This is a genomic window from Nonomuraea sp. NPDC003214 (assembly GCF_053590035.1).
This window is the reverse complement of record NZ_JBSFSX010000012.1, coordinates 74,552-88,846: the sequence shown is the minus strand read 5'-3', so window position 1 is coordinate 88,846 and position 14,295 is coordinate 74,552. Positions and strand designations below refer to the sequence as shown.

Here is a 14,295-nt window from a genome sequence, read left to right as displayed (position 1 = left end):
CGAGTTGATGGGGCGGAGTCAGATTGCTATGAGCGCCTGATGAGCACGCGGCGATGAAGACGTCAAGGTAGCGACGGTCCGGACGGCACAGCCAGCCTCCCGGGCCGAGTAAGGGAGTGCAGTGGCGAAGGTCCGGGTATACGAGCTCGCTAAGGAGTTCGGCGTAGAGAGCAAGGTCGTGATGGCCAAGCTCCAGGAAATGGGAGAGTTCGTCCGTTCGGCGTCCTCGACCATCGAGGCGCCGGTCGTCCGCAGGCTCACCGAAGCTCTGGGCGCATCGAAGGGTGGGCCCTCCAGAGGCGGCGGTTCGCCGTCCAACAGGCCGCAGCCGCCGAAGGCTGCGCCTCGGCCGGCTGACGGCCAGACAGGCAACGGCGCCCCGCAGGCGCCTGCTCCAGGTCCGCGTCCGGGTCCGGCTCCCAAGCCGGGTCCCCGTCCGGGTCCCGCGGGCGGCGGCACGCCGCGTCCGTCGGTTCCCATGCCTCAGCAGCAGCAACAGCCGCCGCAGCAGCAGCAGGAGCAGCCTGAGGCCGCGCGCGGCGAGACGTCGGGTGCGCCGCAGGCGCGCTTCGACAGCGGCACCCGTCCGCCGGCTCCGGGCCCGCGTCCGGGCCCTGCCGCCCGTCCGGGTCCCAAGCCCGGTCCGGCGCCGCGTCCGGGCACGCCGTCCGGTGGTGGCGGCGGCGGTCAGGCCCCGCGTCCGGGTGCCCCGGCCGGTGGCGGGCCGCGCCCCGGTCCCGGCCCCAAGCCGGGTCCGCGTGGCCCGCGTCCGGGCAACAACCCGTTCTCGTCGAACGCCAGCGGCATGGGCCAGTCCCGTCCGCCGCGTCCCGGCGGCAACCGTGAGGGCGGCGACCGCGGCCCGCGTGAGCGTCGTGAGGGTCCGCCGCGTGACGGCGCGATCCCGCGTCCGCCGCAGAACCGCGGCGCGGGCGGCGACGCCAGGCCGACGCCCGGCCCCCGTCCGGGCCCGCCCGGTGCGGCGGGTCCGCGTCCGGGTCCCGGCGCCGGTGGCCCGCGTCCGGGTGGGCCGCGTCCCAACCCGATGATGATGCCGCAGGGCCGTCCTGCCGGTCCCGGCGGCGGTGGCCGTCCGGGTGGCGGTGGCGGTGGCGGCGGCCGTCCCGGTGGCGGCGGTGGCCGCCCGGGTGGCGGCGGTGGCCGTCCGGGTGGCGGCGGCGGTTTCGCCGGTCGCCCGGGTGGCGGCGGCACCGGTCAGCGCACGGGCACCGGCGGTCCCGGTGGCGGCGGCTTCGGCGGTCGTCCCGGCGGCGGTGGCCGTGGTCGTGGCGGCGGCACGGCGGGAGCCTTCGGGCGTCCCGGTGGCCGTCCGGCGCGTGGCCGCAAGTCCAAGCGTCAGAGGCGCCAGGAGTTCGACAACATGTCGGCTCCGGCGATCGGCGGTGTGCAGGTCGCCCGTGGCAACGGCGCGACGATCAGGCTGCCGCGCGGCGCCTCGCTGTCCGACTTCGCCGACCGCATCGGCGCCAACCCCGCCTCGCTCGTGCAGATCATGCTGCACCTCGGCGAGATGGTGACGGCGACCCAGTCGGTCAACGAGGAGACGCTGCAGCTCCTCGGCGCCGAGCTCGACTACAACATCCAGGTCGTCAGCCCGGAGGAGGAGGACCGCGAGCTTCTCGAGGCCTTCGACATCGAGTTCGGTGAGGACGAGGGCGACGAGGCCGACCTGGCCCCGCGTCCGCCGGTCGTGACCGTCATGGGTCACGTCGACCACGGTAAGACGAAGCTGCTCGACGCCATCCGCAAGACCAACGTGGCGGCGCGCGAGGCCGGCGGCATCACCCAGCACATCGGTGCCTACCAGGTCTCCACCGAGCACGAGGGCGAAGAGCGCCGGGTCACCTTCATCGACACCCCGGGTCACGAGGCGTTCACCGCCATGCGTGCCCGAGGCGCCAAGTCCACCGACATCGCGGTGCTGGTGGTCGCGGCCGACGACGGTGTGAAGCCTCAGACGATCGAGGCTCTCAACCACGCCCAGGCGGCCGACGTGCCGATCGTGGTCGCGGTGAACAAGGTCGACAAGGAGGGCGCCGACCCGAACAAGGTCCGTGCCCAGCTCACCGAGTACGGCCTGGTGGCCGAGGAGTACGGTGGCTCGACCATGTTCGTCGACATCTCGGCGAAGAACGGCACCGGCATCGAGGCTCTGCTCGAGGCGATCCTGCTGACCGCCGACGCCGAGCTCGACCTGCGGGCCAACCCGACGATGGACGCTCAGGGCATCGCGATCGAGGCTCACCTCGACAAGGGCCGCGGCCCTGTCGCGACCGTCCTGGTCCAGCGCGGCACGCTGCGCGTCGGCGACTCGATCGTCTGTGGCGAGGCCTTCGGCCGCGTCCGGGCGATGCTCGACGACAACGGCGACGCGGTCGACGAGGCCACGCCGTCGCGTCCGGTCCTGGTCATGGGTCTGACGGCGGTGCCGAGCGCCGGTGACAACTTCATCGTGGTCACCGACGACCGGATGGCCCGGCAGATCGCCCAGCAGCGCGCGGCGCGCAAGCGCAGCGCCGACATGGCCAAGTCGAGCCGTCGCCGCACCCTCGAAGAGCTGTTCAGCGACCTTGAGAAGGGTCGTGTCGACGAGCTCAAGCTCATCATCAAGGGTGACGTGTCCGGTTCGGTGGAGGCCCTGGAAGACGCCCTGCTCAAGATCGACGTCGGCGACGAGGTCAGGCTCCGTGTCCTGCACCGCGCGGTCGGCGCGATCACCGAGTACGACGTCAACCTGGCCGTCGCCGACGACAACGCGGTCATCATCGGCTTCAACGTCCGGCCCGAGCCCCGGGCCCGCGACCTGGCCGAGCGCGAGGGCGTCGACATCCGCTACTACTCGGTCATCTACCAGGCGATCGAGGAGATCGAGGCGGCCCTCAAGGGCATGCTCAAGCCCGAGTTCGAAGAGGTCCAGATGGGCACCGCCGAAGTCCGCGAGGTCTTCAAGGTGCCGAAGATCGGCAACGTCGCCGGTTCGCTGGTCCGCTCCGGTCTGATCGTGCGCAACAGCAAGGCCCGGATCATCCGCGACGGCGTCGTCGTCGCGGACAACCTGACCGTGTCGTCGCTGCGCCGCTTCAAGGATGACGCGACCGAGGTCCGTGAGGGCTTCGAGTGCGGCATCGGGGTCGGCTACAACGACATCAGGGTCGACGACGTCATCGAGACGTTCGAGATGCGGGAGAAGCCGCGGGCCTGACCCGTGGCCGGGCGCCCGGCGGACCATCCGCCGGGCGCCTTCCGCACGCCTGGGCAGGGTTGCCGCCGCACCAGGCCGGGCGTGCTCAGGACACCAGCACAAGCGGCGCTTGCCAACGATGTATGTGGGTGCCCTTACCCTGGACATCCTGCTCGGCGACGTGCATTCGCTGAAGCAGAAGCGATCTGTCGTGCGGCCTCTGGTCGCCGAGCTCCAGCGGCGCTTTCCTGGTGTCGCCGTGGCCGAGACCGGCCATCACGACCTGCACCGCAGGGCCGAGGTCGGCATAGCGGTGGTCTCCGCCTCAGCGGGTAACTGCAAAGAGGTGATGGACTCCTGCGAGCGGCTGGTGGCCTTCCGCCCCGAGATCGAGCTGCTGTCGGCCAGGCAGCGGCTCTACAACGACGAAGAGTGAACGACAGCACGACGGCCGCCCCGTCGTGCGTGAGGGGGGAGCGAACATGGTGGATGCCGCACGAGCGCGCAAGCTCGCCGATCGCATCCAGCAGATCGTCGCCGAGATGCTGGAGCGCCGGATCAAGGACCCGCGCCTGGGCTTCGTCACCGTGACCGACACGCGGATCACCGCCGACCTGCGTGAGGCGACGGTGTTCTACACGGTGTTCGGCTCCGACGCCGAGCGTGCCGACAGCGCGGCCGCGCTGGAGAGCGCCAAGGGCATCATCCGCTCCGAGGTGGGCCGCCAGACGGGCGTCCGCTTCACCCCGACGCTCACGTTCCGGCACGACCCGCTGCCCGACAGCGCCCGCCAGCTCGACGACCTGATCAACGCCGCGCGGGCGCGGGACGCCGAGGTGGCGGCGAAGGCGGCGGGCGCCGCCTACGCGGGCGAGGCCGACCCCTATCGCAAGCCCGATGAGGAGGACGACGAGCAGGCGGGACCCGCGGCGTGACACCCGACGTGCGCGACAGGCTGGACCGCCCGCCCCGCGTCTACGCCGATACGGCGCAGCCGGCGAGCTCGCCGGTGCCCGAGTCGGCGTGGCGGCGCGCCGTCCAGCTCATCTCGCAGACCGAGGACATCGCGCTGGCCTGCCATGTGTCGCCCGACGGTGACGCGCTCGGGTCGATGCTGGCCGTGGGCTTCGTGCTGCGGTCGATGGGCAAGCGCGTGGCGGCCTCGTTCGGCGACCACGACTTCACGGTGCCGAGGCTGCTGCGGTTCGTGCCGGGGCAGGAGATGCTGGTGCCGCCGGCGGACTACCCGGCCGAGCCCGAGCTGATGATCACCTTCGACTCGCCGTCGGTCGCCCGGCTGGGGCTGCTCGGCGAGAGCGTCAGGCGGGCGCACCAGCTCATCGTGGTCGACCACCATCCGTCCAACGACGGGTTCGGCACCCTCGACCTGATCGACCCGGGCGCCCCGGCGACGGCGATGCTGGCCGAGCAGCTGATCTACCGCTTGGGCGGCTCGCTCGACCGTGACATCGCCACCTGCCTCTACACGGGGCTGGTGACCGACACCGGGTCGTTCCGGCACTCCTCGACCACGCCCGCCGCGCACGAGATGGCGGCGCGGCTGGTGGCGACCGGGCTGCACACCGACGAGATCGCCAGGGAGCTGTGGGACCGCTCCCCGTTCGGCTATCTCAAGGTGATGGCCGCCGCGCTCGACCGGGTGGTGCTCGACGACGGCCTGGTGTGGACGTACGTCACCCGGGTCGACCGGGCCGCCCGCGGCCTGCCGTACTCCGAGCTCGAAGGGCTGATCGACGTGATCCGCCGCACCGACGAGGCGGAGGTGGCGGCGGTGCTGAAAGAGGACGACCAGGGCGCCTGGCAGGTGTCGACGAGGTCGAAGGGCCGCGTCGACGTGGCGGCGGTCTGCGCCGCGCTGGGCGGCGGCGGTCATCACAACGCGGCAGGGTTCACCTCGCACGACAGTGTCGAGGAGACCGTGGCGAAGTTCCGGGAACTGCTGAGAGAGGCGTGATGGCCGAAAGTGGCCTGATCATCGTGGACAAGCCGGCCGAGTGGACGTCGCACGACGTGGTGGCCAAGCTGCGCCGCCTGGCGGGCACCCGCCGCGTCGGCCACGCGGGCACGCTCGACCCGATGGCGACGGGCGTGCTGGTGGTGGGCGTGGAGAAGGCGACCCGTCTGCTCGGGCACCTGGCGCTGACGGAGAAGGTGTACGAGGCCACGATCCGGCTGGGCGTCACCACCAACACCGACGACGCCGAGGGGCTGGTGACGGCGACGGCTTCGGCGTCGGGCGTGACGCCGGAGGCCGTCCACAAGGGCGTCGCCGCCCTCACGGGGGAGATCATGCAGATCCCGCCCCAGGTGAGCGCGATCAAGGTGGACGGGCAGCGCGCCTACAAGCTGGCGCGCGCCGGTGAGGACGTGGAGCTGAAGGCGCGGCCGGTGACGGTGCACGGCTTCGACGTCACCGACGTCCGGGTGAAGGACGACCTGGTGGACGTGGACGCCACGATCCGCTGCTCGTCCGGCACGTACATCCGGGCGCTGGCCCGTGACCTGGGCGCCGGGCTCGGCGTCGGCGGCCACCTGACGGCGCTGCGCCGCACCCGGGTGGGCCCGTACGACCTGAGCGGGGCCAGGACGATCGAGCAGCTCACGGAGGAGTGCGTGGTGCTGCCGATCGGCGAGGCGGTCGCGGCGGCGTTTCCGCGCCGGGACGTGACGCCCGAGGAGGCGCGCGTGGTGCGGCACGGCGGCCGGCTGCCGGCGGCGGGCCTGGGCAAGGGGCCGATCGGCATGTTCGGGCCCGACGGGGAGCTGCTGGCGCTGGTGGAGGAGCAGGGCAGGCTGGCCAAGCCGCTCGCGGTGTTCGTCTCCTAGGCGGGTTTGCGGGCGACCATGATGTCGCGCACGATCGCCTGGTCGACCCAGTGCTCGAAGTCGGGGTAGGCGACCACGTCGAGGCCGGCGGAGGCGAGGATCGCGGCGAGGTCGTCGCGGGTGCCGCCGTAGGTGTTCCAGGAGATGCCGAGGGCGCCGCCGGGGCGCAGCAGGCCGGCCCAGACGGGCGCGGCCTTGGCGATCAGCTCCAGCGGGCTGCGGGACAGCCCGCTGCCGCCCTTGCTGCCGTGCTGCACGCCGTAGGGGGCGTCGGTGGCGATGAGGTGGAACGTGCCCGGCCTGAAGAACTCGCGTGAGCGCAGGGTGTCGGCGTTGACCACCGAGACGTGCTGGGTGTCGCCCGCCTTGAACGCCTCCTTGGTGAGCCCGAACGTCACCTGCAGCCGCCGCCCGACCAGGGCGCGCTCGCGCCGGACGGGGACGGTCTCGGCGGTGTGCTTGAGCCGCTTGTCGCGCAGCCACTTCTTGATGAAGCCGGAGTAGGCTTCGAAGTCCTTGGCGTCGACGTCGACGCCATAGGCGTCATATCCGTACATGAGGGCCTGGTTGAGCGTCGTGCCGCGCCCGCACATCGGGTCGAACACGGACAGCCGGTCGTCCATCGGGAAGTCGGTGGCCAGCGCCGTGACGTTGAGCAGCAGCTTGGTGAAGTGCTCGTTCGTCTTGCCGGCGTACTTCTGGATCGTGATCAGGTCGCTGCTCAGCCGGTCGAGCGGGCGCATCGTCAGCGGGCGCAGCAGCTCGCCCTCCCGCTCGAACAGCGCGTAGACCGACGACAGGTTGGACAGGCGCGCGACCTCGTCCGCGCCGAGCGGCCCGGCCGTCTCGAACGTGACGTAGGGCAGGCCGCCGATCAGCTGTTCCTCGATGCCCGAGACGCCGCCCGGCAGCGCCCGTCCGGCGAAGACCGCCAGCTCGGAGCGGGTGAGCCGGGGCGCGCTCTCCCCGTAGACGCGGTTGAAGGCAGGCAGGATGAGAAAGGCGTACTGAGGCATGGTGGGGACGATCGTACCCGCCCGATTGCGGGTAACGGGGCCGCGCATGGCAGGCTTGTTCAGGGATTGATCCGCCACGAAGCGAATGGGGCCGGGCGTGCGGGATTCGGAGAGGTCTGTCGTCACGATCGGCGTGTTCGACGGGGTGCACCGGGGTCACCAGCGGGTGGCCGGGCGGGCCGTGGAGATCGCCCGCGAGCGCGGGATGCGGTCCGTGGCGCTCACGTTCGAGCCGCATCCGGAGGAGGTCGTGCGGCCCGGCTACCGGCCGCTGCGGCTGACGGCGGCGCGCCGCCGGGCCGGCCTGCTGGCCGGGCTGGGCGTGCAGGAGGTGCGGGTGCTCGGGTTCACGGTGGAGATGTCGGAGCTGAGCCCGGCCGAGTTCGCCCAGGAGGTGCTCGCCGACGACCTGCGCGCGGCCGTGGTCGTGGTGGGGGAGGACTTCGCGTTCGGCCACCGCGCCGCCGGTGACGCCGAGGTGCTGCGCGCGCTGGGCGACAAGTTCGACTTCACGGTCGAGGAGGTGCCGCTGCTCGACGCGGTCTCCTCGACGGAGATCCGCAGGCGGGTGGCCGACGGCGACGTCGCGGGCGCCGCCGCCGACCTGGGCCGCCCGCACCGGGTGGAGGGCGTCGTGGTGCGCGGCTACCAGCGCGGCCGTCAGCTCGGCTTCCCGACGGCCAACGTCGAGACCCCGCCGCAGACGGCCATCCCCGCCGACGGCGTCTACGCCGGCTGGCTGGAGTGCGTGCCCGTGGCCAACCTGCCGGCCCTCTACGAGGGCGAGCGCTGGCCCGCCGCCATCTCCGTCGGCACCAACCCCACGTTCGAGGGGGTGCCGCGCACCGTCGAGGCGTACGCGCTCGACCGCGACGACCTGGAGCTGTACGGCGTGCACGTGGCGGTGGAGTTCGCGGCGCGGCTGCGCGGCAACACCCGCTTCGACTCGATCGAGGAGCTCGTCGCGCAGATCCACGCCGACGTCGACGAGGCCAGGCGGCTGACCTCCTGACGCGCTCCTCAACGCAGGGAGTCGAGCAGCCTCGACAGCGCGGCCTGGGTGTCGGCCAGGTCGCCGGGCCGCGCCGATCCGGCCAGCCAGAGCGCGGCCTCGTTCATCGCCCCTGACAGCAGGTGGGTCAGCGGGGCGACCGGCTGGGGCGCGATCACGCCCTCGTCGATCAGCGCGGTCAGCGCCTCGGCCAGGTGGCGGGCCGAGGCGGCCTCGTCCATCGCCCGCCACTCGCTCCAGCCCAGCACGGCGGGCCCGTCGACCAGCATGATGCGCTGCACCTCGGGGTCCGCGCCCGCCGCCAGGAACGCGGCACAGCCCGCCTTGAGCTGCGCCCACGCGCCGGACTCGGCGTCGGCGGCGGCCGCCACCCGGGCCGCGACCTCCTGCTGCACCTCCTCCAGCACGGCCCTGAACAGCTCGGCCTTGCCGTCGAAGTGGTGGTAGAGGGCGCCCTTGGTGACGCCGGACTCGCGCACGATCTCGGCCAGCCCCACCGCCGCGTAGCCGTGCCCGGCGAACAGCCGCCTGGCCACGCTGATCAGCGTCTTCCTGGTGCGTTCGCGCTGCTCTGCCCTGGTCATCCTGCGCTCCTCTTTGACATACCGTCGGTATGCCAATTAGCGTACCATCGGTATGTGAAAGGAGTTGGGCATGGAGCTCAGCAGTTACTATCCGGTCATCTGCACCGACAAGGTGGCCGAGTCGCGTGACTTCTACGTCGAGCGGTTCGGGTTCGAGGTGACGTTCGAGGCAGACTGGTACGTGAGCCTGCGCCGGGGCGCGTACGAGCTGGCGTTGCTCGACCACACGCACCCGACGCTGCCCGAGGCGTACCGGAAGAGGGCCGCCGGCGTGCTGCTCAACTTCGAGGTCGCCGACGTCGACGCCGAATGGCGGCGGCTCGTCGTCGACGGCGGCCTGAAGCCCGAGCTGGAGCTGCGCAGCGAGGACTTCGGCCAGCGCCACTTCATCGTCGCCGACCCCACGGGCGTGCTCATCGACGTGATCACCAACATCGAGCCGACGGAGGAGTACGCCGCGCAGTACGCATGAGGTGGTAACCTTGCATGTCGGCTCTGTAACGGCGGTGCTGTGCGCTGCCCTGACGGCCTTCGCGCGGCGACTGTAGGCACGCACGGTCGTTCGCAACATTTCTGTTTCATTCACGCGTGCCCGTAGAAGAAGGAGAGCCGTGTCCCTCGACACCGCTGCCAAGAAGACCATCATCGCGGAGTACGCGACCGTCGACGGTGACACCGGGTCGCCTGAGGTGCAGATCGCGCTGCTCAGCAAGCGCATCAGCGAGCTCACCGAGCACCTGAAGACCCACAAGCACGACCACCACAGCCGTCGTGGCCTGCTGCTGCTCGTCGGTCGCCGTCGTCGCCTGCTGAAGTACCTGCAGAAGGTCGACATCGCGCGTTACCGTTCGCTCATCGAGCGGCTCGGCCTGCGCCGATAACATGGAAAGGGAGCGGCGTGCCTCGCCGCTCCCTTCTCATATGGTCCGGCGCGTCGAGCGGCACCGCCGCACGCGCCTGACGTACAACTGAATATCCGAGACACTGAGAGCCCCCGCGTCCGCTCAGCACCATGCGACCCGCGACGCCTGCGGGCCGGTCCTCGGTAGTGGCTTCCGGTAACCAAGACCGGGCGCTTCGATCGAAGACCGGCGCTGCACCTAACGAGGGTGCCGGTGAAATGGGCGCGGGAGACCGACTGACCAAGGAGGTCCCCCGTGGAGGGTGTCCACACTGCTGAAGCCGTCATCGACAACGGCTCATTCGGCACGCGCACGGTCCGGTTCGAGACCGGCAGGCTCGCGCGTCAGGCGGCCGGCAGCGCCGTCGCCTATCTCGACAACGACACGATGGTCCTGTCCGCGACCACCGCGTCCAAGAACCCCAAGGAAAACTTCGACTTCTTCCCGCTCACGGTCGACGTCGAGGAGCGCATGTACGCCGCGGGCCGCATCCCCGGCTCGTTCTTCCGCCGTGAGGGCCGTCCCTCCGAGGACGCCATCCTCACCTGCCGCCTGATCGACCGGCCGCTGCGCCCCTCGTTCGTCAAGGGCCTGCGCAACGAGATCCAGGTCGTCGCGACGATCATGGCGCTCAACCCCGAGCACCTCTACGACGTGGTCGCCATCAACGCCGCGTCGCTGTCCACCCAGCTCGCCGGGCTGCCCTTCTCCGGCCCGATCGGCGGCGTGCGCGTCGCGCTGATCGACGGCCAGTGGGTCGCCTTCCCGACCCACCCCGAGCTGGAGCGCGCCACGTTCGACATGGTCGTGGCCGGCCGCCTGCTCGACGACGGCGACGTCGCGATCATGATGGTCGAGGCCGAGTCCACCCGCGACACACTCAAGCTGGTCGCCGAGGGCGCCGTCGCCCCCACCGAGGAGACGGTCGCCGAGGGCCTGGAGGCCGCCAAGCCGTTCATCAAGGTGCTGTGCGAGGCCCAGGGCCGCATCGCCCAGGTCGCCGCCAAGGAGACGGCCGAATACCCGGTCTTCCCCGACTACCAGGAGGACGTCTACGCCGCGGTCGAGGCCGCGGTGAAGACCGAGCTGGCCGCCGCCCTCACCATCGCGGGCAAGCAGGAGCGCGAGAACGAGCTCGACCGCATCAAGGCGGTCGCCGCCGAGAAGCTGCTGCCGGAGTTCGAGGGGCGCGAGAAGGAGATCTCCGCCGCCTACCGCTCGGTGATGAAGAAGCTCATGCGCGAGCGCGTCGTCAAGGAGGGCGTGCGCATCGACGGCCGCGGCACCAAGGACATCCGCGCCCTGTCGGCCGAGGTCCACGTGGTGCCCCGGGTGCACGGCTCGGCCCTGTTCGAGCGCGGCGAGACCCAGATCCTGGGCATCACCACGCTGAACATGCTGCGCATGGAGCAGGTCATCGACACGCTCAACCCCGAGCGGACCAAGCGCTACATGCACAACTACAACTTCCCGCCCTACTCCACCGGTGAGACTGGCCGCGTGGGCTCGCCCAAGCGCCGCGAGATCGGCCACGGCGCGCTCGCCGAGCGGGCGCTCATCCCGGTCCTCCCCTCGCGCGAGGAGTTCCCGTACGCCATCCGCCAGGTCTCCGAGGCGCTCGGCTCCAACGGCTCCACCTCGATGGGCTCGGTCTGCGCCTCCACGATGGCGCTGCTCGACGCCGGTGTGCCGCTCAAGGAGATGGTCGCGGGCATCGCGATGGGCCTGATCGGCGAGGGTGACGACTACGTCACGCTGACCGACATCCTCGGCGCCGAGGACGCCATGGGCGACATGGACTTCAAGGTCGCCGGCACCCGTGACGTCATCACCGCGCTCCAGCTCGACACCAAGCTCGACGGCATCCCCGCCTCGGTGCTGGCCGGCGCGCTCAAGCAGGCCAAGGGCGCCCGCCTGGCGATCCTCGACGTCATGCAGGAGGCCATCGCCTCCCCGGCGGAGATGAACCCGACGGCGCCGCGCATCATCACGATCAAGGTCCCGGTGGACAAGATCGGCGAGGTCATCGGCCCGAAGGGCAAGATGATCAACCAGATCCAGGACGACACGGGCGCCGAGATCACCATCGAGGACGACGGCACGATCTACATCGGCGCCACCGACGGCCCCTCGGCCGAGGCGGCCCGGTCGGCGATCAACGCCATCGCCAACCCGCACATGCCGGAGGTCGGCGAGCGCTACCTGGGCACGGTCGTCAAGATCGCCGCCTTCGGCGCGTTCATCTCGCTGATGCCCGGCAAGGACGGCCTCCTGCACGTCTCGCAGATCCGCAAGCTGCACGGCGGCAAGCGCATCGAGAACGTCGAGGACGTGATGAGCGTCGGCGAGAAGATCCAGGTGGAGATCGCCGAGATCGACCAGCGCGGCAAGCTCTCCCTGGTGCCCGTCGAGGTCATCGAGAAGGAGGCGGCCGAGAAGGAGGCCAAGGCCGAGGCCGGCGGCGACGCCGAGCCCGAGGCCGCGGCCCCGGCAGCCGACGACAAGCCGCGCGAGGAGCGTCCGCGCCGCACCCGCACCCGGGTCCGCGCGCCCCGCGCCGACGACGGGGACGACCGCAACTCGTGATCACAACCACGCTGCATCCCGGCCGGGACGGGGCCGGGGTCGTCAAGCGCACCGTCCTCCCCGGTGGGCTGCGCGTGGTGACCGAGACCATGCCGACCGTGCGCAGTGTCGCGGTCGGCATGTGGGTCGGCATCGGCTCGCGTGATGAGGCCCCCGAGCACATGGGGGCCACCCACTTCCTCGAACACCTGCTGTTCAAGGGCACGCCCACCCGTGACGCCATGGAGATCTCGGCGTCCGTCGAGGGCATCGGCGGGGAGATCAACGCCTTCACCGCCAAGGAGTACACCTGCTACTACGCGCGGGTGCTCGACGAGGATCTGCCGATCGCCGTCGACGTGCTCGCCGACGTGGTGACCAGCTCGCTCGTCACCGAGGACGACGTCGAGTCGGAGCGGGGCGTGATCCTGGAGGAGATCGCCATGCACGACGACGACCCGTCCGACGTGGTGCACGAGCAGTTCGCGGCCGCCCTCTACGGCGACTCGCCGATCGGGCGGCCCATCCTCGGCACGGTCGAGTCGATCAACGCGCTCGGCCGCGACCGCATCGCCGAGTACTACCATCGCTACTACCGGCCGCTGCGCACGGTCGTCTCGGTGGCGGGCAACGTGCGCCACGAGGAGGTCGTGGAGCTGGTCATGCGGGCCTACGAGCGCTCGGGCGCCCTGACGGGCCCGGCCGACTACGCCCCGCCGCGCACCAGCGGCCCCGGCGCCCCGGCCCGCTCCGGCGTCCGCGTCCTCGACCGGCCGACCGAACAGGCCAACCTCGTCCTCGGCACCACCGGCATGTCGCGCACCGACGACCGCCGCTTCGCGCTCGGCGTGCTCAACGCCGCGCTCGGCGGCGGCATGTCGTCGCGGCTGTTCCAGGAGATCCGGGAGAAGCGCGGCCTGGCCTACTCCGCCTACAGCTACACCTCGGCCTACGCCGACACCGGCCAGTTCGGCATCTACGTCGGCTGCCTGCCGTCGAAGATCGACGACGTGCTCAAGATCTGCCGGGACGAGGTGGCCAGGGTGGTGGCCGACGGCCTGACCGAGGACGAGATCGTCCGCGGCAAGGGCCAGATGCGCGGCGGGCTCGTGCTCGGCCTGGAGGACACCGGCTCGCGTATGTCGCGCATCGGCAAGAACGAGCTCGTCTACGAGGAGCTGCTCTCCGTGGACGAGGTGCTCGCCCGCATCGAGGCCGTCACCGCCGACGAGATCGCCGGCGTGGCCGCCGACGTGTTCAACCGGCCGCTCACGCTCGCCGTCATCGGCCCGTACGGGGACAAGGACTTCTCCGGCGCGATCGCCTGAGCGGTATAAGGTTGACCCCGTGATCAGGGTAGGTGTGCTCGGCGCGCGAGGCCGCGTGGGCGTCGAAGTGTGCAGGGCGGTCGAGGCGGCCGCCGACATGGAGCTGGTGGCCGCGCTCGACAAGGACGACCCCATCGAGGGCCTCGACGGCGCGGAGGTGGTGGTCGACTTCACCCATCCCGACGTGGTCATGGGCAACCTGGAGTGGGCCATCGCGCACGGCGTGCACCCGGTGGTGGGCACCACCGGGTTCGACGCCGGGCGGCTCGACACCGTGCGCGGCTGGCTGGCCGCCTCCCCGGGCACCAACTGCCTCATCGCCCCCAACTTCGGCATCGCCGCCGTGCTCATGATGCACTTCGCCGCCCAGGCGGCGCGTCACTTCGAGTCGGTCGAGATCGTCGAGCTGCACCACCCCGGCAAGGCCGACGCCCCGTCGGGCACCGCCCGGCGCACCGCCGAGCTGGTGGCCGAGTCGCGCGCCAAGGCCGGGTCCCCCGCCATGCCCGACGCCACCACCACCGAGCTCGACGGCGCGCGCGGCGCCGACGTCGACGGGGTCAGGGTGCACGCGGTGCGCCTGGCCGGGCTGATCGCCCACCAGGAGGTGCTGCTCGGCGGCGACGGCGAGACGCTCACGATCCGCCACGACACCATGAGCCGCTCCGCGTTCGCCCCCGGCGTGCTGCTCGGCGTGCGCCGGGTGCGCGAGCTGCCCGGCCTCACCGTCGGCCTGGAGCCCCTGCTCGACCTCTAGACGGAGGCCGTGCCCGCCACCTCGGGACGAGGTCGCGGGCACGGGTGAAGGAGGGGTTCCCGGCTCCGCACAGCCGAGCCTA

The 14,295-nt window shown here is 71.4% G+C and carries 13 protein-coding genes; 11 read left to right on the top strand and 2 right to left on the bottom strand.

Annotation, left to right across the window (positions count from 1 at the left end):
• The first annotated feature begins 121 nt into the window (after positions 1-121).
• From infB to truB, 5 genes are all read left to right on the top strand, one after another.
• Positions 122-3,223, top strand: coding sequence for a translation initiation factor IF-2 (infB, locus tag ACWDXC_RS33840; protein ID WP_449988862.1), 3,102 nt, complete (start codon positions 122-124; stop codon positions 3,221-3,223).
• A 118-nt stretch (positions 3,224-3,341) separates the two neighbouring features.
• Complete coding sequence (locus tag ACWDXC_RS33835) at positions 3,342-3,638, top strand: DUF503 domain-containing protein (protein ID WP_219503616.1); 297 nt, start codon at positions 3,342-3,344, stop codon at positions 3,636-3,638.
• Between the two features lie 46 nt (positions 3,639-3,684).
• Positions 3,685-4,137, top strand: coding sequence for a 30S ribosome-binding factor RbfA (rbfA, locus tag ACWDXC_RS33830; RefSeq protein ID WP_219503564.1), 453 nt, complete (start codon positions 3,685-3,687; stop codon positions 4,135-4,137).
• Positions 4,134-5,177, top strand: a complete 1,044-nt coding sequence (locus ACWDXC_RS33825; protein WP_219503545.1) for a DHH family phosphoesterase — start codon at positions 4,134-4,136, stop codon at positions 5,175-5,177. Before rbfA ends, ACWDXC_RS33825 begins: the two co-directional genes overlap by 4 nt.
• Positions 5,177-6,049: a tRNA pseudouridine(55) synthase TruB gene (truB, locus tag ACWDXC_RS33820; RefSeq protein ID WP_449988859.1), complete on the top strand. Its 873-nt coding sequence runs from the start codon at positions 5,177-5,179 to the stop codon at positions 6,047-6,049. The genes ACWDXC_RS33825 and truB overlap by 1 nt, the downstream gene beginning before the upstream one ends.
• On the opposite strand, the gene ACWDXC_RS33815 is transcribed toward truB, so the two are convergent.
• On the bottom strand, positions 6,046-7,065 hold the full coding sequence (locus ACWDXC_RS33815; RefSeq protein WP_449988856.1) for a TRM11 family SAM-dependent methyltransferase: 1,020 nt from the start codon (positions 7,063-7,065) through the stop codon (positions 6,046-6,048). The genes truB and ACWDXC_RS33815 overlap by 4 nt on opposite strands.
• Positions 7,066-7,150: 85 nt before the next feature.
• Between ACWDXC_RS33815 and ACWDXC_RS33810 the strand changes: the two genes are divergently transcribed.
• Positions 7,151-8,077, top strand: a complete 927-nt coding sequence (locus ACWDXC_RS33810) for a bifunctional riboflavin kinase/FAD synthetase (RefSeq protein ID WP_219503535.1) — start codon at positions 7,151-7,153, stop codon at positions 8,075-8,077.
• Positions 8,078-8,085: 8 nt separating this feature from the next.
• On the opposite strand, the gene ACWDXC_RS33805 is transcribed toward ACWDXC_RS33810, so the two are convergent.
• Complete coding sequence (locus ACWDXC_RS33805; RefSeq protein WP_219503532.1) at positions 8,086-8,661, bottom strand: TetR/AcrR family transcriptional regulator; 576 nt, start codon at positions 8,659-8,661, stop codon at positions 8,086-8,088.
• 70 nt (positions 8,662-8,731) lie between these two features.
• Here ACWDXC_RS33805 and ACWDXC_RS33800 point away from each other — a divergent pair, with 70 nt between their 5' ends.
• From ACWDXC_RS33800 to dapB, 5 genes are all read left to right on the top strand, one after another.
• Positions 8,732-9,133: a VOC family protein gene (locus ACWDXC_RS33800; protein WP_449988852.1), complete on the top strand. Its 402-nt coding sequence runs from the start codon at positions 8,732-8,734 to the stop codon at positions 9,131-9,133.
• 139 nt (positions 9,134-9,272) lie between these two features.
• Positions 9,273-9,542 (top strand): 30S ribosomal protein S15, encoded by a 270-nt coding sequence (gene rpsO, locus ACWDXC_RS33795; RefSeq protein ID WP_049573881.1) that lies wholly within the window; start codon positions 9,273-9,275, stop codon positions 9,540-9,542.
• Positions 9,543-9,818: 276 nt separating this feature from the next.
• Positions 9,819-12,149, top strand: a complete 2,331-nt coding sequence (locus ACWDXC_RS33790) for a polyribonucleotide nucleotidyltransferase (RefSeq protein WP_449988849.1) — start codon at positions 9,819-9,821, stop codon at positions 12,147-12,149.
• Complete coding sequence (locus tag ACWDXC_RS33785) at positions 12,149-13,456, top strand: M16 family metallopeptidase (RefSeq protein ID WP_357585426.1); 1,308 nt, start codon at positions 12,149-12,151, stop codon at positions 13,454-13,456. The genes ACWDXC_RS33790 and ACWDXC_RS33785 overlap by 1 nt, the downstream gene beginning before the upstream one ends.
• Positions 13,457-13,475: 19 nt before the next feature.
• Positions 13,476-14,213, top strand: coding sequence for a 4-hydroxy-tetrahydrodipicolinate reductase (dapB, locus tag ACWDXC_RS33780; RefSeq protein ID WP_219503524.1), 738 nt, complete (start codon positions 13,476-13,478; stop codon positions 14,211-14,213).
• The last annotated feature ends 82 nt before the right edge of the window (positions 14,214-14,295 follow it).

Coding starts and splice junctions, on each gene's coding strand:
- ACWDXC_RS33800 (WP_449988852.1), top strand. CDS start 8,732: ATGGAGCTCAGCAGTTACTATCCGGTCATCTGCACCGACAAGGTGGCC.
- truB (WP_449988859.1), top strand. CDS start 5,177: ATGGCCGAAAGTGGCCTGATCATCGTGGACAAGCCGGCCGAGTGGACG.
- ACWDXC_RS33815 (WP_449988856.1), bottom strand. CDS start 7,065: ATGCCTCAGTACGCCTTTCTCATCCTGCCTGCCTTCAACCGCGTCTAC.
- rbfA (WP_219503564.1), top strand. CDS start 3,685: ATGGTGGATGCCGCACGAGCGCGCAAGCTCGCCGATCGCATCCAGCAG.
- ACWDXC_RS33805 (WP_219503532.1), bottom strand. CDS start 8,661: ATGACCAGGGCAGAGCAGCGCGAACGCACCAGGAAGACGCTGATCAGC.
- ACWDXC_RS33835 (WP_219503616.1), top strand. CDS start 3,342: ATGTATGTGGGTGCCCTTACCCTGGACATCCTGCTCGGCGACGTGCAT.
- ACWDXC_RS33810 (WP_219503535.1), top strand. CDS start 7,151: ATGGGGCCGGGCGTGCGGGATTCGGAGAGGTCTGTCGTCACGATCGGC.